This window comes from Christiangramia sediminis, assembly GCF_020552705.1.
GTDB lineage: Bacteria > Bacteroidota > Bacteroidia > Flavobacteriales > Flavobacteriaceae > Christiangramia > Christiangramia sediminis.
The window spans coordinates 672,757-694,974 of the sequence record NZ_JAJBZG010000005.1; the positions used below are offsets into that span (position 1 = coordinate 672,757).

At 37.0% G+C, this 22,218-nt stretch carries 15 protein-coding genes; 14 read left to right on the forward strand and 1 reads right to left on the reverse strand.

Going from position 1 to position 22,218, the window contains the following annotated elements:
- Nucleotides 1–286: 286 nt before the first annotated feature.
- The 4 genes from galE (at nucleotide 287) to LGQ90_RS12490 (ending at nucleotide 4,632) form a co-directional block, all read left to right on the forward strand.
- Nucleotides 287–1,318: a UDP-glucose 4-epimerase GalE gene (gene galE / locus LGQ90_RS12475; RefSeq protein ID WP_229341500.1), complete on the forward strand. Its 1,032-nt coding sequence runs from the start codon at nucleotides 287–289 to the stop codon at nucleotides 1,316–1,318.
- Between the two features lie 98 nt (nucleotides 1,319–1,416).
- On the forward strand, nucleotides 1,417–2,568 hold the full coding sequence (gene galK, locus LGQ90_RS12480; RefSeq protein ID WP_229341501.1) for a galactokinase: 1,152 nt from the start codon (nucleotides 1,417–1,419) through the stop codon (nucleotides 2,566–2,568).
- Nucleotides 2,565–3,605: a UDP-glucose--hexose-1-phosphate uridylyltransferase gene (locus tag LGQ90_RS12485; protein ID WP_229341502.1), complete on the forward strand. Its 1,041-nt coding sequence runs from the start codon at nucleotides 2,565–2,567 to the stop codon at nucleotides 3,603–3,605. The genes galK and LGQ90_RS12485 overlap by 4 nt, the downstream gene beginning before the upstream one ends.
- A gap of 7 nt (nucleotides 3,606–3,612) precedes the next feature.
- Nucleotides 3,613–4,632, forward strand: a complete 1,020-nt coding sequence (locus LGQ90_RS12490) for a LacI family DNA-binding transcriptional regulator (RefSeq protein ID WP_229341503.1) — start codon at nucleotides 3,613–3,615, stop codon at nucleotides 4,630–4,632.
- A gap of 72 nt (nucleotides 4,633–4,704) precedes the next feature.
- On the opposite strand, the gene LGQ90_RS12495 is transcribed toward LGQ90_RS12490, so the two are convergent.
- Complete coding sequence (locus LGQ90_RS12495) at nucleotides 4,705–8,658, reverse strand: hybrid sensor histidine kinase/response regulator transcription factor (protein WP_229341505.1); 3,954 nt, start codon at nucleotides 8,656–8,658, stop codon at nucleotides 4,705–4,707.
- Nucleotides 8,659–9,014: 356 nt separating this feature from the next.
- Here LGQ90_RS12495 and LGQ90_RS12500 point away from each other — a divergent pair, with 356 nt between their 5' ends.
- The 10 genes from LGQ90_RS12500 to LGQ90_RS12545 are packed head-to-tail and all read left to right on the forward strand — an operon-like array spanning nucleotide 9,015 to nucleotide 22,152.
- A complete protein-coding gene (locus tag LGQ90_RS12500) occupies nucleotides 9,015–12,038 on the forward strand; it encodes a SusC/RagA family TonB-linked outer membrane protein (RefSeq protein WP_229341507.1) in 3,024 nt (1,007 codons plus the stop codon).
- A gap of 13 nt (nucleotides 12,039–12,051) precedes the next feature.
- A complete protein-coding gene (locus LGQ90_RS12505) occupies nucleotides 12,052–13,584 on the forward strand; it encodes a RagB/SusD family nutrient uptake outer membrane protein (RefSeq protein ID WP_229341509.1) in 1,533 nt (510 codons plus the stop codon).
- A 58-nt stretch (nucleotides 13,585–13,642) separates the two neighbouring features.
- On the forward strand, nucleotides 13,643–14,830 hold the full coding sequence (locus LGQ90_RS12510; RefSeq protein WP_229341511.1) for a glycoside hydrolase 5 family protein: 1,188 nt from the start codon (nucleotides 13,643–13,645) through the stop codon (nucleotides 14,828–14,830).
- Nucleotides 14,831–14,832: 2 nt separating this feature from the next.
- Nucleotides 14,833–15,816: a right-handed parallel beta-helix repeat-containing protein gene (locus LGQ90_RS12515; RefSeq protein WP_229341513.1), complete on the forward strand. Its 984-nt coding sequence runs from the start codon at nucleotides 14,833–14,835 to the stop codon at nucleotides 15,814–15,816.
- 9 nt (nucleotides 15,817–15,825) lie between these two features.
- Entirely contained in the window at nucleotides 15,826–16,857 is a 1,032-nt protein-coding gene (locus LGQ90_RS12520; protein WP_229341515.1) for a glycoside hydrolase family 43 protein, read from the forward strand.
- A gap of 2 nt (nucleotides 16,858–16,859) precedes the next feature.
- A complete protein-coding gene (locus tag LGQ90_RS12525; protein WP_229341516.1) occupies nucleotides 16,860–17,861 on the forward strand; it encodes a glycoside hydrolase family 43 protein in 1,002 nt (333 codons plus the stop codon).
- Between the two features lie 32 nt (nucleotides 17,862–17,893).
- On the forward strand, nucleotides 17,894–18,931 hold the full coding sequence (locus LGQ90_RS12530) for a glycoside hydrolase family 43 protein (protein WP_229341517.1): 1,038 nt from the start codon (nucleotides 17,894–17,896) through the stop codon (nucleotides 18,929–18,931).
- Nucleotides 18,932–18,938: 7 nt separating this feature from the next.
- Nucleotides 18,939–19,994 (forward strand): cellulase family glycosylhydrolase, encoded by a 1,056-nt coding sequence (locus tag LGQ90_RS12535; protein WP_229341518.1) that lies wholly within the window; start codon nucleotides 18,939–18,941, stop codon nucleotides 19,992–19,994.
- A gap of 4 nt (nucleotides 19,995–19,998) precedes the next feature.
- Nucleotides 19,999–21,192, forward strand: a complete 1,194-nt coding sequence (locus LGQ90_RS12540) for an aldose epimerase family protein (RefSeq protein WP_229341519.1) — start codon at nucleotides 19,999–20,001, stop codon at nucleotides 21,190–21,192.
- Between the two features lie 12 nt (nucleotides 21,193–21,204).
- Nucleotides 21,205–22,152, forward strand: coding sequence for a glycoside hydrolase family 43 protein (locus LGQ90_RS12545; protein WP_229341520.1), 948 nt, complete (start codon nucleotides 21,205–21,207; stop codon nucleotides 22,150–22,152).
- Nucleotides 22,153–22,218: the final 66 nt, after the last annotated feature.

Genomic DNA, 22,218 nt, shown 5'->3' on the forward strand with positions numbered 1-22,218 from the left:
AATTAATGGTTTTTTTCATAACCAAAAATTCAGCAATAACTGACATGTGCGGGTGAGAGTTATTCTCAATCATCTCTTTTACTATTTAAAAAGAAAATTTGAATCCATATATAATAAACGTATTAAATACATTTATTATATTTATAAATGAAAAACGATTCCAATTTTAAACTCGAATAGGATTTAATGGGAAATAGAATACGCTAAAGGCATCTGTAATTCCTTAAAGATATTCTTTGAAAGAGTAGATCAATACCATTTTAAATTAGTGAAAAATATAAAAGATATGAATCCCTCAAAAAAAATATTGGTTACTGGAGGACTGGGTTATATAGGCTCTCATACTGTTGTTGCACTTCAGGAAAAGGGATTTAGGGTTGTAGTAATTGATAACCTTTCTAATTCCTCCCTGGATGTTTTGGGAGGTATTACGAAAATCACCGGTGAAACTCCTGCATTTTACAGTTTTGATCTAAGAAATAAAGAACAGGTCGGAGAATTCTTTAAGAATAATATGGATTTGGAGGGAATTATACATTTTGCAGCATCAAAAGCGGTAGGGGAAAGTGTAAAAATGCCTTTATTGTATTATGAAAACAATCTTTGTAGTCTCCTTAATATTTTGTCCCTCCAATCCTCTTCTAAATTAATATTCAGTTCATCATGTACAGTTTATGGGCAGGCAGATGAATTGCCCATTAGTGAAAATGCTCCCACAAAAAAAGCAGAATCACCTTATGGGAATACGAAACAAATTGGAGAGGAGATTATAAAGGACATCTGTAAGATAGAAAAAGATTTTAAGGCAATTTCCTTACGATATTTTAACCCTATTGGTGCACATGCTTCAGCAGAGATTGGAGAATTACCTATAGGGACTCCACAAAATCTTGTACCGTTTATCACACAGACCGCCATTGGCCAACGCAAACAATTAGCGGTTTTTGGTGAAGATTATCCTACTAATGATGGGACTGCCATTAGGGATTATATTCATGTTATGGATGTTGCTGAAGCTCACGTAGCTGCACTAAACCGTTTAATTAAAGGTAAGGAAAGAGATAATTATGAAGTTTTTAACCTGGGTACGGGCGAAGGGAATTCTGTTCTGGAAGTTATTCATTCTTTCGAGAAATCAACCGGGCAAAAACTTTCATATAAAATTGAGGGACGTAGGGAAGGTGATATAACTGCAGCTTATGCCGATACTAAGAAAGCCAATAAGGAACTTAATTGGAAAGCTAAACGCTCTTTGGATGTGGCTTTAAAAAGTGCCTGGAAATGGCAGGAGAAAATAAATAAAAGAGAAGATCTTTAGTTTTTAAAATATCCTAAATACAAGTTTGGTTAAAGAAGTTTATGAATTTAGAAGAGGTCTTATGAAGACAACTAAAAATGAAATAGTTTAATAACAACATGAAATATTCGAGAAAATTAGAAAAATTCAATCCTGAAGTGAAGGTTGCTTCTCCGGGAAGGATTAATCTTATTGGAGAACATACCGATTATAATAATGGTTTTGTGATGCCCACAGCAATCGACAGAAAAATATTATTGGAATTTAGAGCAAATAACAGTCAAAGCTGCAGGGTATATAGTGAAACTTTTAAAACAGGTTTTGAATTTCAGCTTGAAGATGATCTATCAAAGGGAAAGAATTGGGAAAATTATATAATCGGAGTAGTAGATCAGATTCAGAAAGCAGATAAGAATGTGGAAGGCTTTGATTGCATAATCAACAGTAAACTTCCTGTGGGAGCTGGAATAAGTTCCTCTGCAGCATTAGAATGTGGGATTGCTAGTGGATTAAATGAACTTTTTCATCTCAATTTAAGTCCTATTGAAATAGTAAAACTTGCTCAGAAAGCCGAAAATGAATTTGTAGGCTCCAATTGTGGGATAATGGACCAGTACTCTTCTGTTTTGAGTAAAAAAGACCATCTCATCTTATTAGACTGCAAATCACTTGAGGTGGAATTTATTCCCGCCGCCTTTGGTAATTGTAAATTATTACTATTAAATACAAATGTTTCCCATAATCTGGCCGATAGCGAGTACAACACCCGGCGAGAAGAATGTGAAATAGCGGTAGAACTGATCCGGCAGGACCACCCCGGTGTTACTAGTTTGAGAGAAATTGATTTTAAAATTCTGGAAAAATACAAGCGTAAGTTAAGCTCCACAATTAATCAACGTTGTAACTATATACTAGAAGAAAATGAAAGGGTGCTACAGGCAGCAAAAAAACTGAAGGACGGCAGATATGTAGAATTTGGAAAACTAATGTATGCTTCCCACGAAGGTCTTCAACATAAGTATGAAGTGAGTTGCCCTGAGCTGGATTTTCTGGTGGATTATTCCCGAGATAAAGATTTTATTTACGGCTCCAGAATGATGGGTGGTGGCTTTGGAGGTTGTACTTTGAATCTGATCGAAGAGGACAAAACAAAAGATTACATTAAAGAGGTATCTAAAGCCTACTTTCAAAGATTCAGAATAAAATTAGACCCAATTATCGTATCCCCTGACGCAGGTACCCAAATTACAAAAAAGAAAAATGGAATATGAAAACCGAATTGAATAATACACCACATAGAAGGTATAATATCCTCACCGGGGAATGGATACTTGTTTCTCCACATCGAACCAAAAGACCATGGCAGGGTAAAACCGAAGACGGTAAAAACCAAAAGAAGGAACAATATGATCCGTCGTGCTACCTTTGTCCCGGTAATACTCGCGCAAGTGGAGATACCAATCCAGATTATAAAGAACCTTTTACTTTTATAAACGATTTTTCCTCGCTTCTGCCTCACTCTCCTGAAATCGATTTTGAGGAAGGCCTGCTAAAAGCAGAAAGTGAAAAGGGAATTTGCAAAGTGGTTTGTTTTTCACCAGATCATTCACTCACACTGCCTTTAATGGATGAGAATGATATTACCAGGGTGATTCAAATGTGGAAAAAAGAATATGTAGAATTGGGCGCTAATAAAGGAATCAATTACGTTCAAATCTTTGAGAATAAAGGTGCAATCATGGGATGTAGTAATCCTCACCCTCATGGCCAGATCTGGTCCCAATCATCTATCCCTACCGAAATCCTTAAAAAATCTATTAAGTTCAAAGAATACTGGAACAAGAACCAGCGTAGTTTATTAGCTGATTACCTGGAGCAGGAATTAAAGAATGGTCAAAGAATCCTGGAAGAAAATGAACATTTTGCCGCACTCGTTCCTTATTGGGCAATTTGGCCTTTCGAAGCCATGATTATTCCGAAAAGGCATCTTCAACATATTGGTCAGTTGACCGCAGCTGAAGAAAAATCATATGCAGAGATTTTAAAAAAACTTACCATTAAATACGATAATTTATTTGATACAAGTTTCCCTTACTCCGCCGGAATTCACCAGATCCCTACAGACGGTAATCTATATCCTGAATGGCATTTTCACATGAGCTTTTATCCACCATTACTGCGATCAGCTACGGTAAAAAAATTTATGGTAGGTTATGAGATGTTCGCTGGGCCCCAAAGAGATATTACAGCCGAAGAGGCGGCCCAGAGGCTAAATGAGCTTTCAGAGGTTCATTATCTTAAGCAATAAATGCAATATGGACAAGCGAATCACATTGAAAGAATTAGCCAAATTGCTCAATGTATCTATTAGCACGGTTTCCAAAGCTTTAAATGATAGCCCAGAAATAAGTGTACAAACTGTACAAAGAGTTAAGGAGCTTGCAAAACTTAATCATTATGTACCAAATGCTTCAGCGGTTAATCTTAAGACACAGCGAACTCAAACTATTGGGGTGATAGTTCCGGAAATTCTTTCGCACTTTTTTGCTGAAGCTTTACATGGAATTGAAACTAAGGCAAGTGAAATGGGGTATCGTATTATTATTTGTATTTCGAATGAATCTATGAATAAAGAAGCGGAAAGCATTAAAACTTTAGTAAATGGTCAGGTTGATGGGCTTATAATGTCTCTTTCTAAAGAAACACAGGCTTCCATGAGAATGGATCATCTAGAAATTTTAAAAAATAACAATATCCCCCTGGTACTTTTTGATAGAATCCTATCTCAGGTAAATTGTGATAAAATATCAATTAATGACTCCTTACAGACAAAAAATGCAATCCTTGAACTGTATGCCTCGGGATGTAAAAAGATCGCTTATTTTTCAGGAATTCAGGATACAAGTGTAGATAATGAACGTAAAAAAGGTTATTTCGAGGCGATTAAAAACCTACGCCTGGAAGAATTTATCGTTTGTTTTGATAGAAAAAATTTTCCAGATGAAAAATTACTTCACTTTATGCGCTACGAAAAAATTGATGCAGTGCTTGCTTCAGATGAACTTGGTGCTATTCTGGTAATGAAAAGTGCCCTGAATGCTGGTTTTAAAATTCCCGAAGATTTGAGCGTGATTGGTTTTACCAATGGAATCATGAGCGAACATTTCAGACCTTCTCTTAGCACGGTAGATCAACATGCAGAAAAGCAGGGGAAACTTGCGTTGGGTATTTTAATTGAAAGGATAGAAGGGAAATTATCAAAAGATCCAAAAGAGTATAAAATAGAGACTTCCATTATACATAGAAACTCTACCCGAAAAGGAATTCTAAATTAAATTTGTTTTCCAACTTATTCGAGACCTTAAAAGTTATTTTTCAAGTCGCAATATCACTAACCTTATTTATAATTACGGGATACTTTCCATATTAACATTCATGAATTCTGAAGGGGTCATATTATATTGCTTCTGAAAATTCCTGCCAAAACTTGTTTGTGACCTGTAACCAACCGTTTCTGAAACTTCATAAATTTTCATATTAGTAGATTTAAGCAGAAAAGCTGCTTTTTTTAATCGGCTGGTGTTGATCAATTCATTTGGAGACATATCTGAAATTTCCTTTATTTTTCGATAAAGCGTAGACCTGCTCATGTTCATGTGAACTGATAATGATTCCACATTTAAATCTGGATCTTTCAAATTAGTATCCATTACCTGATCCAGTTTAGAAAGAAAAGTTTTATCGGCTTCCGAAAATGATATAGATTGTAGATGAGCCAGGGGAGAATTACTGTAGTGTCCTAAAATAGATCTTCGGTTCTCCAAAAGATTAGAAACCTGAACCTGTAAATGTTCCATTGAAAATGGTTTTGAGATGTAGGCATCGGCTCCAGATTCCAATCCTTCAATTTTCGCATTCAGCGAATCTTTTGCTGTAAGCAAGATCACCGGAATATGATTCGTTCTCATGTCACTCTTAATATGACTGCACAATTCAATACCATTTTTGGCTGGCATCATCACGTCGCTAATTACTAGTTGTACTTCAAATTGATCGATGCACTTAAGCGCTTCAAAACCATTCCTGGCCTTTAATACCTTGTAGAAAACAGACATTTCAGAAGCGATAAAATCTATTAATTCTTCATTGTCTTCAACAATGAGGATGATAGGGGCGTTTTTATCAAATCCTACTTTTTCAATGCTATGAAAATCCCGCTTATTCACAGATTCTGCATTTATATTTTTAAACTCTTCCTGTTGATGAATTGGCATTTTTAATATGAACGTATTCATTGTTTTATCATCAAAATCCAGAGATAGATTACCGTTATGTAATTCTGCTAAAGAGTAAGAAAGAGACAAACCAATTCCACTACCTACAGAGCTTTGGTTTTCATCCGGAATTCTATAAAATGGTTCGAAAATTCTGTTTTTTAGGTTTGGCGAGATGATTTTACCGTCGTTACTAATAATAATTTCAAATTCCTGATCCTTCTCAAGGAGTCTTACTTCCACCAGGGAATGTGAATATTTAATGGCATTGCTAAATAGATTGCTTAGGATCTTCTTAATCGCTTCCTCGTCTACATATGCATAAACGTAATCTTCTGGAACTCGAATATTGAATTCCAGATTTTTCTCCTGAATTAATTGGCTGAACCTCACATAGGTTTCCTGTAATAATTCTGAAATATTTACCTTGAAGAAACTCAATTTTACATTCTTCATTTCAGTTTTTCTGAAATCAAGCAATTCATTTACAAGATTTAAAAGTCTTGTGGTATTCTTATCCATGATTCCCAGATTTTTAGGTATTTCCTGGGATTTATATGTATTCTTAAGAAGCTTTTCCAGCGGACTTTTAATCAGGGTTAAAGGTGTGCGAATTTCATGAGCGATGTTAGTAAAGAATTCAATCTTTGCCTGGTAGATTTCCTTCTCCTTATCGTTTTCCAACTGTCTTATTTTCCTGTTATGTTTATTTTTATTGTAGTTATGATAATAACGCATCAGGCCGTAAATCAATATCAATAGCAGGAAGGCATAAATAAAGTAAGCCGTATTGCTGGCCAAGAAAGGCGGTAAAATTTCAATTTTCAACTCATCACTTTCGTTGCTCCAAACACCGTGATTGTTTAGCGCTTTTACATTAAAAGTATATTCGCCGGCAGGTAATTCCGTAAAATTTACCTTATGATTTTTACCTATAGAAACCCAATTGTCGCTAAGTCCTTCCAATTTATAAAAATATTCGGTCATTTCCGGCGCGGTAAAGGTAAGAGATGAAAATTCCAAGCTAAAGGTGGACTGAGTATGATCCAGAGTTATCTTACTCTCATAAGATAAGGATTGATTTAACGGAGAATCCTGCCCCTGAATTTTCACTTCCTTGTTGTTGATCTGAATATCATTGATATAGATGGGAGGGTGATAAGTATTTTGAATAAATTCAGAAGGATCAAAACTTATCATGCCATTTACGCTTCCAAAATACATTCTACCCGTTGTATCTCTGTATCCGGAACTGTAATTGAATTGATCGCTTAGTAATCCATTCGACTTGGTGTAAATATTTAGTTTTTCTTTTTCGGGGTTGTATTCCACCAACCCGCTAGATGTACTTATCCATAGATCCCGTTCTTTATCTTCCAGGATTGAATATGTTACATTACTTGGGAAACCATCTTCCCGGGTGATCCTGGTGAAATTCTTCTTTTCAGGATTATAGAGATTCAAACCATTTTCGGTAGTGATCCAAAGCCGATCATGAGAATCCTGGAAAATTCCGTTTATAACATTGGAACTTAAACTATTCGGGTCGTTACGATCATATTTAAAAAATCCTTTCTCCCCTGTTCTGGGGTTGAAATAGTATAAACCGTCCCAATAAGTGCCTGCCCAGAATGTGCCGTTGTTATCTTCGTGAATGTAGGTATAATGATAGCTTTCAGGAAACCCTTCAACCACTTCAAATGAATCTGATTCTGGTAGATATTTATGAATTCCTGAAGATGTGAGAACATAGATCTCACCATTTTCAGCTTTATAAATGTACAGGATAAAATTGCTTCTCAGTCCACCTTCATCCTTGTCGGTGCCATAATGCCTGATTTTTTGCTCGGTGTTGATATCCATGATATCCAGGCCGTGCTCAAATGTGCCTATCCACAACTCATTTTCATAAGCGAGGAGACCGTGAATATTATAATGTGCAATTGTTCCGTTATTTTCAACTGATGCAAAATTTTCGAAATTCCCGGTTTCCAGATTTAGTTTGTTAAGGCCGGCATCCTCTGTTCCTATCCATAAATCCCCATTTTTATCCATTTCGATTTCTCTTACAGCATTTCCGCTAATAGAGTTTTCACCCACCCTGGGAAAGTATCTTTGAAATGGGGTGAATTGTTTCTGAAAATAATTCACACCCCCAAAATAGGTACCAATCCATACACCGCCCTCATTATCTTTTACCAGTGAGTAAATAGCATTGTCTGAAAGTGAATACGGATTATTATAGTTTTTCTTGAAATTTTGATATTCCTTTCTTTCAAAGTCATAAGCGAATATCCCAGATTCACTCGCAATCCATATTTCTGAATTATTTTTTTTTAAAAAACTTCGAACAAATAGTGGATTTTCCTGGTCCCTTAAAAGAAGAGATGCACGACTTTTTTTAAAGTCGTAGATAAGTGCTCCATTATTTTTAGTTCCTATATAAAGAGTATCTGCAGATATAGATGCGTTTATTTCAGTAATTATTACGGGCTTACCATAATTTAAGCTTATATTCTTAAATGAATTATTGTCTTCAATAAACTTAAATAATTCCTCAGAGGAGGAAACAAAAATATCACCAGCCTCGCTTGCAGAAATAAAGGAAATATAATTCTGTTTATAGATCTCTTCAGAGGGGGGGGTCTTTTTCAATGAGCGCTTATGAAGATTTCCAGCTGCGCTAAACCACAAATTTCCTTTTGCATCATTGGTAATATCCAGGATTGGTTGGTCTTTTGTACTTTCTATTAAACTGAAGGATTCTGTTTTCTCATTATACTGAAACAACCCCGTGTCTGTTCCTACCCAGATGATATTATCATATTCGTGCAAGCATCTAATGAAATTGCTCCCAATGCTATTTGTATCTCCAGGTTTATGCTGAAAGATTTTATAATTATAACCATCAAACCTATTGAGTCCATCTTTTGTCCCGAACCACATAAAACCTCTATGATCCTGTAGCATACTTATAACAGAATTATGAGATAATCCATCTTCCACCATATAATGTTTAAAGGGAAGGTTCTGGCCGTGAGCCAGGGGAATAATCAAAAGGATCAAAATGAGTACAATTCTGTTCATAATACAAAACACGAAATTTCTTCACATCTCTTTAGAATCAAAGTGTGTCATCATTCAACAATTTGATTCAATATGCATTTAAAATTAACTTTTTCTTAAAGTTGAATCAATTTGTTTAAATATTGAAACGGATTCTTTCCACTTTATAGAATTAAAATAATCTACTTTGATAAACGATGAGTTCATAATTATTTGCGATATAAATTTTCAATATCATAAAATATGGAACTTGAAATTACGAAATATATAATGATGTATGAATGTGTGGGCATTTAAATGAAATGAAAAGCTATTCTTAATTCATCAATATGTTTCAATTGACTAACTAATAATTGAAATTTTCTAAATGGAATTCTATGAGAACTAAATTACGTTTTGAATTTAAGTTAAGTGTCTTCCTGATTTTTTTTACGCTGAGCCTGCAATCTATGCAAGCACAGAATTCTGAGATCACGGGAACAGTAACTACGACCGAAGGAAAACCAATTCCCTTTGTCAATGTCATTTTAAAAGGTACCTCAACAGGAACATCGGCAGACATGGACGGTAATTATGCAATTTCGGCGCCTGCCGATGGAACGCTCGTTTTTAGTTATATTGGTTATGCCACCAGAGAAATTGCTATAAACGGCCAGACAGAAATTAATGTTAACCTGGCTGAAGATCTTGCTGCTTTAGATGAGGTGGTCGTAGTAGGGTATGGTACCCAGCAAAAAAAGGATCTTACCAGTGCTGTTTCAGTTGTTGATTCTGAGCAAATCTCTAAAAGGCAGACTACCACAGTAGCAGAAAGTTTACAAGGTCTGGCATCCGGAGTTAATGTGCGTGGAGGAGGACAGCCAGGTCAGGAAGCCAGAATTGAGATACGAGGTTTGAAAAACCTTCAGGGTTCCAATCCCTTATATGTTATTGATGGTTTGGTTACCACTGCTAACAGGGATTTTAACCCGAATGATATTGAATCCATTCAAATTTTAAAGGATGCCGCTGCTGCTGCTATATATGGTTCCAGAGCAGCAAACGGGGTGATTATTATTACTACCAAAAAGGGTAAACAAGGACCTCTAAAGGTTACAGTGAGCTCAAAAATGAGTATTACCGATATTCCAAGATATGATCTTGCAAGCCAGGAGGAATTCGTTCGTTTGAACAACATGGCTTATGATAATGGAGGAGTTCCCAGACAAGAACTGGATTTAAGTGTAAATACAGACTGGCAGGAGGAAGTATTCAGAACAGGTTTAATCCAGGATCAGAATGTGAGTTTCTCCGGAGGAGGTGAAAACTCTTCTTACTTTATCTCAGGGAATTACTTTGGAAATAAAGGAACTGTAATTTCTACAGATTTTGATAGAATTTCCTTCAGAGTTAATTCCAGTGGAGAAAAAGGTATTTTCAGTATTGGAGAAAACCTTGCTTTATCTAATGCAAAAACAGATGAAATTGGAGGATCTGATGGTTTTAGAGGAAATCCATTTTTTGATGTAGTGAGATTGTTTCCAACGATACCGGTTTACGATGAAGATAATCCTGGGGGTTATGGTTATGGTAAATCTGGAGTAGCAAATGTTTTTGCGGCAAACCCAGTAGCGCTGGCAAATCTTATTGATCAGGAATCAGAGAATTTCAGAATTAGAGGAAATGTCTGGGCAGAGATAGACCCTTTTCCATGGCTAAATTATCGTTTTAATTTTGGGTATGAGACAAGTTTTGATGAATACCTTTACCTAAGAAGAGAAGGAAACTGGACACTTAATCAACCTTACGAACCTTCTTTTACAAATCAAAACAGAGCTCAATCTGAAACCATACTTTTTGAAAATACGTTAACTTTTAAAAAGGAGTTTGGAAAACATAATCTATCACTTCTTGTAGGAACTACATATCAAAAAAATAAGTATGAACAGATAAACGGTTTAAAAAGAAACCTTCTTATAAATCCTAATACCGGAGAATATTTTGATGTACTTGACCTTGGGGATCAGGCGCAGGTTGGAGGATTTAGAAATGAATCGCTTTTACTTTCTTATTTAGGTAGACTGGAATATAATTTTGATGATAGATATCTATTAAATGCTGTGCTTCGTAGAGACGGATCTTCCAGATTTAGTGATGCAAATAAATGGTCAAACTTTCCATCTGTTTCCCTTGGATGGCGTTTGAGTAATGAAAGTTTTTTTAATTCTGAAACCATTAGTGATCTTAAACTAAGGGCCAGTTATGGTGAACTTGGTAGTGGTAATATTGGAAACTACGAATATCAGGGCTTCATCAACACATTTGGAGCGATCGTACTTGGAGACGGTCAAACTCTGTACCCTTCTGCAACCCAGGTGAGACTTGCCAATTCAGAATTAAGATGGGAAACTCTCAAGCAAACGAATATCGGGTTTGATATGGGTCTTCTAGATAATAAACTTCAATTAACAGGAGATTATTTCATCGCCAAAACTGAAGATGTTCTTTTTGGATTTCCAATCCTGCTTTCAACAGGAAATGATGGAGGTAATCCCATCTCGAATGCCGCTACAGTTGAAAACAGAGGTTTTGAGTTAAGTGCCTCTTATACAGAACAAGTTAATGATGATTTTAATTTTAATGCCTCGGTTAACTTCACAAGATTAAGAAATGAACTTGTATCACTAGGAAATGGGCTAAATGAAAGTATTCAGGGAAATACGATTACTAAATCGGGAGAGCCTGTGGGTATGTGGTACGTTCTGCAAACTGATGGCTTGTTTCAGAGCCAGGAAGAAATAAATAATTATACCAATTCTGAAGGAGATGTTATTCAACCAAATGCATTACCCGGAGATATCAGGTTCAAGGATGTAAATGATGACGGGCAGATTACGAATGCGGATAAAACAGTAGTGAGTAGTCCCTGGCCAGACTTTGAGATGGGTTTTAACGCCAGTGCAGAGTACAAGAATTTCGATTTTTCTATGAACTGGATTGGTTCCTTTGGAGCTGAAATTTATAACGGTTTCAGAAGTGTTGTAGATAGATTTGATGATGATAGTAACTATCGTGCAGGAATCCAGCCATGGACTCCTGAAAATCCTAACACCGATTTCCCTAGAATTGTTAGAGGAACAACTCTTAATTCAAGAGGCGATTCAGACAGGTGGCTGGAAGATGGCAGTTTTATACGATTAAAGTATGTAGGGATAGGATATAATATTCCAGAATCTGCAATAAAAAGTATTGGCTTTGATAAGGCGAGAATTAGTCTTTCAGCTCAAAATATTATTACGATCACAGATTACCAAGGGCTGGACCCGGAGTTTAGTAATCCTAATATTTTTCAGAGAGGTGTTGATTTTGGTTCCTATCCAAATGTTCAAAATTATTCTTTAGGAGTAGAAATTGGTTTCTAAATTAAACGTATTCATGATGAAAAAAATAGTACTAATAACAGCAATGATTGGTATCTTTCTAAGTTTCTCAAGTTGTAACGAGGAAGAACTAAATCTTGATAACCCAAATGCGCTTACCACAGATCAATTCTGGGTAACGCCGAATGATGCAGAACTTGGCTTAAACTCTATTTACGCAATGTTTTACAAGGATGGATTATGGTCACGATGGCTTTATTTCCGTCTGGATCTAACTTCAGATGAAGGCTTTAGTCAGAGTCCATGGGTGGAGCTGGCCGACTGGACAAGATTTAATTATATCAATTATAATTTCTGGGAAGGAAATGCCGTAACCTGGAGAGATTCTTATAAAGCAATTTTCAGAGCAAACCAGGTATTGGCTTATGTTCCCGATATTGAATTTTCAGACAGCAATAGAAAACAGCAGATTTTAGCAGAAGCAAAATTCTTAAGAGCACTGCATTATTATTACGCCGGATTGTTATGGGAAAATATCCCAATGGTTTTAGAACCCTCAACACCGTCAGATCTTCCACAACAGGTATCTCAGGAGGAAGTATTTGCACAGGTTGAACAGGATTTAAATGAAGCCTTCGCAGACCTACCATTACAATGGGACGCACAAAATACCGGAAGACCAACAAAAGGAGCTGCGAAAGCTATGCTGGCTAAAGTTTATATGCAACAACGTAGATGGGAAGAAGCAAAAACAGCACTGGATTTTCTGGTTGTTGGTGAAGGAGCAAATTATAGCCTTGTAGATAATTACAAAGATAATTTTACTGATCTCAATGAAAATAATGCAGAATCTGTCTTTGAGATCCAGTTTGGAGATCAGCGAAGAGGAGGTACAGATGAAGGGCCTAATGCGGCTGTTTCCAGCACCAGAGCACAATTTTTTGCTCCCCGAGGTATTGGATGGTCTGATGGGCAGGCCAGATTCTGGCTGGTAGATGCTTTTAAACAAGAATCAACCGTAGATGGTGAAATTGATCCAAGATTACAACACTCATTATTTTACCCTAGTCTTTTCGAAGATTTCGGAGATAAGACTTATGGAAGAGATTGGGAATGGGGAGAAGATGAAGCCTGGTTCAGGAAAGGAGCAAGGGATTATAAAAGAGATAATGAAGATTACTATTCAGAAGTAAACTGGAGAATGATTCGTTATGCTGATATTTTATTACGCTACGCGGAAGTATTAAATGAGTTGGGCATGACGGCAGATGCATATCAATATGTAGATATGGTAAGAGCAAGAGCTAATATGGCTCCACTAGCAGAAGCTTACCCTGAAATTGGCAATAATGCAGATGCTTTTCTGGATCGCTTAAAAATTGAAAGAGTTCTTGAACTTTCAGGAGAAAGCGTGAGATGGGAAGATTTGAAAAGATGGGGAGATCTTGAATCTCAGGAAACTGTTGATGAAATCGCACAAAGAGACCCCGATTTTAACAATTTCGAAGTAGGGAAAAATATAAGACTACCCATACCTCAGGTTGAAGTAGAGAACAATCCTAATCTTGAACAGAACCCTCAATATTAATAGAAATTCCCTGGAGTTTTGAATTAGCTGCTCCAGGGAATATTTAAAAAAACAGAAGATGAAAAAGATAAATTTCTTCTTATCCATTCTTATGCTTTGTGCATTATTCGCCTGTAAAGAATCAGGGAATAATGATGAAAAGGAGTTAAGTAAAAATGAACCTGCTGAGACAGATGAAATCCGTGAGATTTGGACCAAAGAAAAAGCCAATTCATGGTATGATGAACAACCCTGGCTGGTAGGTGCTAATTTCAATCCCAGTACCGCGATTAACCAGTTAGAAATGTGGCAGGCTGAAACTTTTGATCCTGAAACAATTGACAAGGAACTTGGCTGGGCAGAAGATATAGGGATGAATACCATGCGTGTCTATTTACACGACCTTCTTCATAAAAATGACGCTGAAGGTTTGTATACAAGAATGGATAAATTCCTGGAAATCGCAGATAATCATAATATGAAAATTCTCTTTGTGCTATTTGATTCTTGCTGGGATCCGTTTCCAAAGGCAGGAGAACAAAGAGATCCAAGACCTCATGTACATAATTCAGGATGGGTGCAAAGCCCGGGTCAGGAAGTTCTTCAGGACAGTTCACAATATGGTCGCCTGGAGAAATATGTGAAAGAAACCGTAGGTGAATTTAAAAATGACGATCGTGTACTTGGATGGGACATATGGAATGAGCCGGATAACATGACCGGGCCGTCGTACGAAGATGTTGAAATTCCTAATAAAGTAGATTTAGTAATGCCACTGTTGGAAAAGGCATTTTCCTGGGCAAGATCTGTAAATCCCAGCCAGCCTTTAACTTCAGGAGTTTGGATAGGAGACTGGAGCAATCAAGATGATATGGAACCCATCCATATGATGCAGTTGGAACAGTCTGATATTATAACCTTCCATAATTATAATGAACCCGAAGATTTTGAAAAGAATATTAAGGAACTACAGCGCTATGGAAAACCAATTCTGTGTACAGAATATATGGCCAGACCAAACGGAAGTACGTTTGAAGGTTTCTTGCCAATAGCAAAGGAATACAGAGTTGGTATGTATAACTGGGGATTCGTAGATGGTAAAACTCAAACGAAATATCCGTGGGATAGCTGGACAAAAACTTATACCGCAGAACCTGATGTTTGGTTTCATGAAGTTTTTCACACAGATGGTAGACCGTACAAAGAATCTGAAGTAGAACTCATCAAAAAATTAACCGAAGAGGCTAATGCTGAAAATAGCAAATAAGAATGAAAATTATATTGTATAGAAACTTTCTATTTCTTTTGCTTTTATCCTTGTTCTTTTCATGTAGTAAAGATTCTGATGAGGGTGGAGTGATAGGAGGAGAACAGGGGAAGGAAGAGGAAGAGCAAATCGAATCTACACGTAATCACTTTGTTAGTGCACCGAGTGATAATAGTGTTCAGGCAGTTGTGGATAGTGCCAGAAAAGGAGATACGATTACTTTAGGCTCCGGTACCCATAGAGTTTCTACTACAGTTTTCTTTAATAAACCAATAGTAATAATAGGCGAAGATGCTGAAAACACTGTTGTTGAAAAACACAACGGATATTCAGAGGATATTGTAGCCTTCTGGATTGATTCAGATAGCGTGGTTATGAAAAATTTTGAACTGGATGGCAGGGGCGTGGGAGGTCCTGGAATTATTATTAAAACCAATAGCAATCTGTTCGAGAATATCTACTTACATAACTGCGGTAACTATGATGTGAAGTCGGGAGGTTTTATTTTTGATAATGCATTTCTCAATATTATTCGAAACTCCAGAGCAGACAATAACAGGATGGTTGGTTTTTCTCAAAATGATTCCGCAGACAATGAATTTCACGAGGTTAGTGCATCTGGCAATGGAGCAGAAGGATTGACTATAGATATTGGTAGTCACAATTGTATAGTTAAAAATTCAAATTTTTCTGGAAACAATGCAAAAGCAGGAGGAGTTGGCGGTATTGGTATCGATGACTCCAACGGAGCTTTTATTGATAACTGCCTTATTGAAGGAACTTTGTTCGAAAAGTCTGGAATAACTTTTCAGAATAATATAGGCCCAGATGATGGTTGCAGAATATGGAATTCCACTTTTCGGAATAACTCACTGCACGGAATTTTTCTGCGAAATTGTAACTACCCTGTAACCAATTTGGGCTTACAGGATAATGTTTTTGAAAATAACGGTGCTGAAGATGTTAAATGGCAATGCGAAACCTAAAATTTTATTATGACAAGATTTTTATTGATTTTAATACTGTTTCCGACTTTAATGTGTGGCCAGCAACCAGATCCTCCTGGTCAAATCAACACCGGTGAAAAAGCTGAAAATGAAGCCTACTTATTTGCGCATATGACGCACGAAGATTACGGCCGACTTTATTACTCGTTGAGTAAGGATGGTTTGCACTGGCAAAAGCTGAATGCCGGGAAACGTGTTTTTGAATCCTATCAGGGACACCCTGATATTGTAAAAGGGCCTGATAACCGGTATTATATTGCAGGAAATACCAGTGATTCTTCACCAGATATCAATATCTGGGTTTCTGAAGATCTAATTGACTGGAAGAATCATGCTGTTTATACACCAGATTTGAAATCGACCCCGGATTATTCTGAAGCTTTACAAAGAATCGGAGCACCCAAATTATTCTACGATGAAGCCTCTGCTAAATTTGTAATGACCTGGCATACTCCTCATAAAGAAGGCAACAAGGAAGACCCTGAAAGATATTGGGCGAGTCAGCGAACTCTATATGTTTTATCTGATGATCTTAAGAATTTTGAAGGTCCTCCAAATCGACTTTTTGATTGGGATTTTGGGACTATAGATGTGATAATCAGGAAAGTTAAGGATACTTACTATGCCATCCTCAAAGATGAAACTTATCCAACTTTATACTGGCCTACTGGAAAAACGATTCGTATCGCCAGATCTGGTTCGTTGCTTGGACCGTATTCTCTTCCGCAGGACCCAATAAGTCCCAATTTTAGAGAGGCGCCGTCGCTTATACCTTCTCCAGACGGTAATATTTGGTATATGTATTACGAGCAGTATCCCGGTGTTTCCTACGGTTTGTCTATTGCAGATAATTTAAACGGTCCATGGTTTCAGGCTTCAGGATATACTTTCTTTAGTGACTGGGATAAATACAGCTTACCTGCAGAAGTGCGTCATGGCTGCATGATCACAATTTCAAAGGAAGAATACGATAATCTTGTTGCTGAATACGGGATTTCAAATCAGGAAAAGGAGGAATAGATATGAATTTTTCAGGGAAACTTATCATTGTTTGCATTATAGGCTTTTTTATAGCCTGCTCTGGTGATGATAAAAGTCAACCTGATCCTGTAGACCCGATAGAACCTGTCTCTGAAAAAATTTATCTCGCAGATCCAACCATATATTTTGAGAATGGGACTTACTATTTATACGGAACGTCCCAGGGAGATCTGGAGAACAGAGGTAATGGCTATCTGGCTTTTACATCAGATGATTTAACGAACTGGGAAGGCCCATCCGGAAACCTTTCCGGTTTTGCCTTACGAGATCAAAGCGCTTTTGGAAGTGAAGGATTCTGGGCGCCACAGGTTCTGAAACGGAAAGAAAATTACCTCATAGCCTATACGGCAAATGAAAAAATCGGTATCGCTGAGAGCGAGAGTCCACTTGGTCCTTTTACCAATTCTGGAAATTCCATAAATGACGATTTAGATCAAATAGATCCATTTATTTTTTTAGATGACGATGGTAAAAAATACCTGTATCATGTGAGGTTCGATAATGGTAACCGAATTTATGTTGCTGAAATGAACGATGATTTAGGCGGTGTAAAAACCGAAACCTTAACAGAAGTAATTTCTGCTGAAGAAGATTGGGAAAATACCGAAAACGCTACCTGGCCGGTAGCAGAAGGTCCTACAGTTTTTAAAAATAATGATACTTATTATCTGATCTATTCTGCTAACGACTTCAGAAATCCAGACTATGCGGTAGGTTATGCTACTAGTGATAATCCCATGGGGCCATGGGCGAAATCTGAAAGCAACCCTATAATACATGGAGACGATATTGGGGAATCTGGTGCTGGTCATGGTGATCTTTTCTGGGATGAGAATAACAGAATGCAGTATGTGTTGCACACGCATTATTCTGAAAACTCTGTTCATCCAAGAATGACCGGAGTAATCGAAATGAATCTTGAAGATGGAAATATTGTGGCAAAACCTGATAGTTTCCGTTTATTGGAGAGAACGATAGAATAAAATTTATTAGATAAACTAAATCAAAACAAATAATGAAAGGAATATATACTTTCACAATGCTGGTTCTTCTGATATGTTCAGGAGCACTGGCTCAAACTAAAACATTTCAGAATCCGTTGCTGCCTTCGGGTGCAGATCCTTTCAGCACTTATCATAATGGATATTATTACTATACCAACACACTTCAGAATAAATTAGTGCTTTGGAAAACAAAAAACCTTGCAAATATTGCTGATGCGGAAAGCAAAACGATCTGGACACCACCTGAAGGCACCATGTATTCAAAAGAAATATGGGCTCCGGAGTTTCATATCTTTGATGGTAAATGGTACGTCTACTTCGCTGCAGATGATGGAGACAATAATAATCATCGTATGTACGTGCTGGAAAACAAATCTGAAGATCCATTCCAGGGAAATTGGGAGTTCAAAGGAAAAGTTGCCGCAAATCCAGATCGCTGGGCGATTGATGGGAATGTTTTTAAACATGAAGGTGAATTATTTATGATCTGGTCTGGCTGGGAAGGAGATACCAATGGCCAGCAGAATATTTATATCGCCAAAATGGAAAACCCGTGGACCATCAATACTAACCGGGTTTTAATTTCAGAGCCTACTTATGTCTGGGAAAAACAAGGAGACCTTGATGATGAAATTAATCCGCCTCATGTAAACGTGAATGAGGGACCACAATATCTGGAACACGATGGTGAAATCTTTATTGTTTATTCAGCCAATGGTTGCTGGACAGATTATTATTCTTTAGGACTTCTGGAGTTTACTGGAGATGATCTTCTGGATCCTTCGGCCTGGAAAAAATATGATGAACCAATATTCAAGAAATCTGAAGAAAATTCAGTGTATGCACCAGGCCATAATTCCTTTTTTAAATCACCAGATGGAACAGAAGACTGGATTCTTTATCACGCCAATTCGAATCCCGGAGATGGGTGTGGCGGAAAAAGATCTCCGCGTATGCAAAAAATTGAATGGAATGAAGACGGGACTCCCAATCTCGGGGTACCTGTTTCTGAAGAAACCGTATTAAAAATACCATCAGAAAATAAATAAAAACAATATGAAAAAGATATTCTTTACCGCGTTAATTCTTACGATTACCTTTAATTCTTTAGCCCAGGAGCGATGGAGCAGAGAAAAAGCACAAAACTGGTATGAGGAACATGATTGGTTAAGCGGTGCCAATTTCATCCCGAGTACAGCCATCAATCAGTTGGAAATGTGGCAGGAAGAAAGATTTGATCCTGAAACTATTGACAGGGAACTTGGTTATGCTGAAAGCATCGGTTTCAATACAATGAGAGTTTATCTGCACAGTTTAGCATACAAAGCCGATAAAGAAGGTTTTAAAAACCGTATGGAAGAATATCTCAAAATCGCAGATTCTCACAACATTAAAACCATGTTCGTGTTTTTCGATGATGTTTGGGATGCTAACCCAGAAATAGGAAAGCAACGTGATCCTAAGCCAGGAATACACAATTCCGGTTGGGTGCAGGATCCAGGTTTTCCGGAATCTGTAGATATGGCCGATTCAAATGAACTGGAATCATACGTGAAAGATATTTTAAATACTTTCGGTGATGATGAGCGTATTTTGTTGTGGGATCTTTATAATGAGCCAGGCAACAATGATAAAGGGAATAAATCGATGGCTTTGTTGAAAAATGTCTTCGAGTGGGCCAGAGAAGCCAATCCGTCGCAACCTCTTTCAGCTGGACTATGGAGATGGAATTTAAAGGATTTGAACACTTTTCAAGCTTTGAATTCAGATATTATAACCTATCATTGTTATGATGATCCTGAAGCGCATACAAGAATTATTGAATTATTGAAGACTCATGGCCGTCCAATGATCTGTACAGAATATATGGCGCGTACCCGGAATAATACGTTTGCCAATACACTTCCTCTACTTAAAGAGAATAATATTGGTGCGATCAACTGGGGATTGGTAAACGGAAAAACAAATACTATTTACGCCTGGAATACTCCAATAGAATCTGGAGAGGAACCGGTTCAATGGTTTCATGATGTTTTCAGAAAAGATGGGACTCCATACAGACAAGATGAAGCAAATCTTATTAAAAAACTAAATGTAGAATCTGAGAACTAATAAAATGAAAAAATCAAATTTTAGTTTTTTAATTGTCTTTGGGTTTGTCGTGATTTTTGCGTCCTGCAAGAATGAGTCTAACGAGAATAAAGATGAAGACACCAGTAAGGACAAAATTACTTTTGAAAAGGACTCGGTTCTAAAAAAGCAAGACTTTGATACCATCATAGATAATAAAGAAGTGAGTCTATATTGGATAGAAAGCGATTCAATTAAGGTTGCATTTACCAACTACGGAGGTAGAATCGCCGGCCTTTGGGTTCCAGATAGAAATGGTGAAATGACTGATGTTGTGGTTGGTATGAGTAGTATTGAAGGTTTTATAAATTCTACTGAACCTTACTTTGGTGCTACCATTGGTAGAGTGGGCAATAGAATAGCAAAAGGCAAATTCAGTATTGATGGAACCAATTATTCCGTACCTCTTAACAATGGTGAGAATAGTCTGCATGGTGGGAAAAAGGGTTTTCAGTATGTGGTTTGGGATGCTGAACAGCCCGATGAGAAGACGCTAGTTTTGAAGTATCTTTCCGAAGATATGGAGGAAGGTTTCCCGGGAAATCTTGAAGTAACAGTAACTTATTCTGTGGATAAAGATCAAAATCTTAAAATGGAATACCGTGCAACTACAGATAAAAAAACTCCTGTTAATCTTACCAACCATGCATTTTTTAATCTTAATGGAGAAGGTAGTGGTACAATTCTAAATCATGAGGTTAAGTTATTTGCTAAAAAATTCACGCCTGTAGACAAGGGATTAATACCCACAGGGGAATTGAGAAACGTGCAAGAAACACCTTTTGATTTTACTGAATTTCATAAGATAGGAGAACGTATTAATACTGAAAACACTCAACTGGAATATGGAAAAGGTTATGACCATAATTTTGTACTTGATGAAAACACCACAAATGGTTTAATGCATGCCGCTGTTGTGATAGGTGATGAATCAGGTATTAAGATGGACGTCTTTACAGAGGAGCCGGGAATTCAGTTTTACAGTGGAAATTTTATGCAAGGAAAAAATGAATTCAAATCGGGAGCTACAGATAAATTTAGGACGGCATTCGCCATTGAAACACAGCATTTCCCCGACGCGCCAAACCAGGAAAATTTTCCTTCTATCATGCTTGAACCTGGAGATGAATACAATACCGTATCAGAATATAGATTCTCGATAGCAGAGCAAGAAAATTAAAACTTATTGAAGATGAAATTTTTAAAAATAAACTTGATTTTGTTCTTCTTTGGGCTAACAACTTTTGGTCAAGAACTTCAAAAAGAACAGATATATCTTGCAGATCCCACAATATTTGAAGAAAACGGGACATATTATTTATACGGAACCAAGGGTGATCCACGCATTGAAGGGGAAGGATTTTTGGTTTACACTTCCAAAGACCTGAAAAAATGGGAAGGACCAGCGGGAGTTAATGACGGTTTTGCACTAAAGAAAGGAGCTGCCTTTGGAACGAAAGGTTTCTGGGCGCCACAAATTTTTAAACACGAAAATAAATATTATATGGCCTACACGGCTAATGAAAATATTGCTATAGCAACTAGCGATAGCCCGTTAGGACCATTTACAAATGATGAAGAAGCATTAAAAGCACCCGTAAGACAAATTGATCCATTCATTTTTTTTGACAACGGAAAAGCTTATTTATATCACGTAAGGCTCCAGGATGGTAACCGTATTTTTGTAGCAGAAATGACCCCGGATTTAAAATCGATTAAACCGGAAACTTTAAAGGAATGTATTAATGCCGAAACTGGATGGGAAGATACTCAGAATGTAGAATGGCCAGTTGCTGAAGGTCCTACAGTTATTAAAAAAGATAATCTGTATTACCTGATTTATTCAGCCAATGATTTCAGAAATCCCGATTATGCCGTGGGATATGCTACAAGTGTAAGACCCATGGGTCCGTGGAAGAAGGCAGAGTCAAGTCCAATTATCTCAAGAAAAACTACACAGAAAAATGGTAGCGGACATGGTGACTTGATTCAAAAAGAGAATGGTAACCTATATTACGTATTTCATACACATTATTCAAAGGATATTGTTCATCCGAGGAAAACTGCTCTAGTTAGATTAAATTTTGAATCGTCTGATGTTAAAATAGATTCAGATAGTTTCAAATGGTTAAAATTATAATTAAAATGTCAAGATTATGTTAAAGGTGTCTAATTCGGGGACACTCCATAACAGGCAATTTCAATT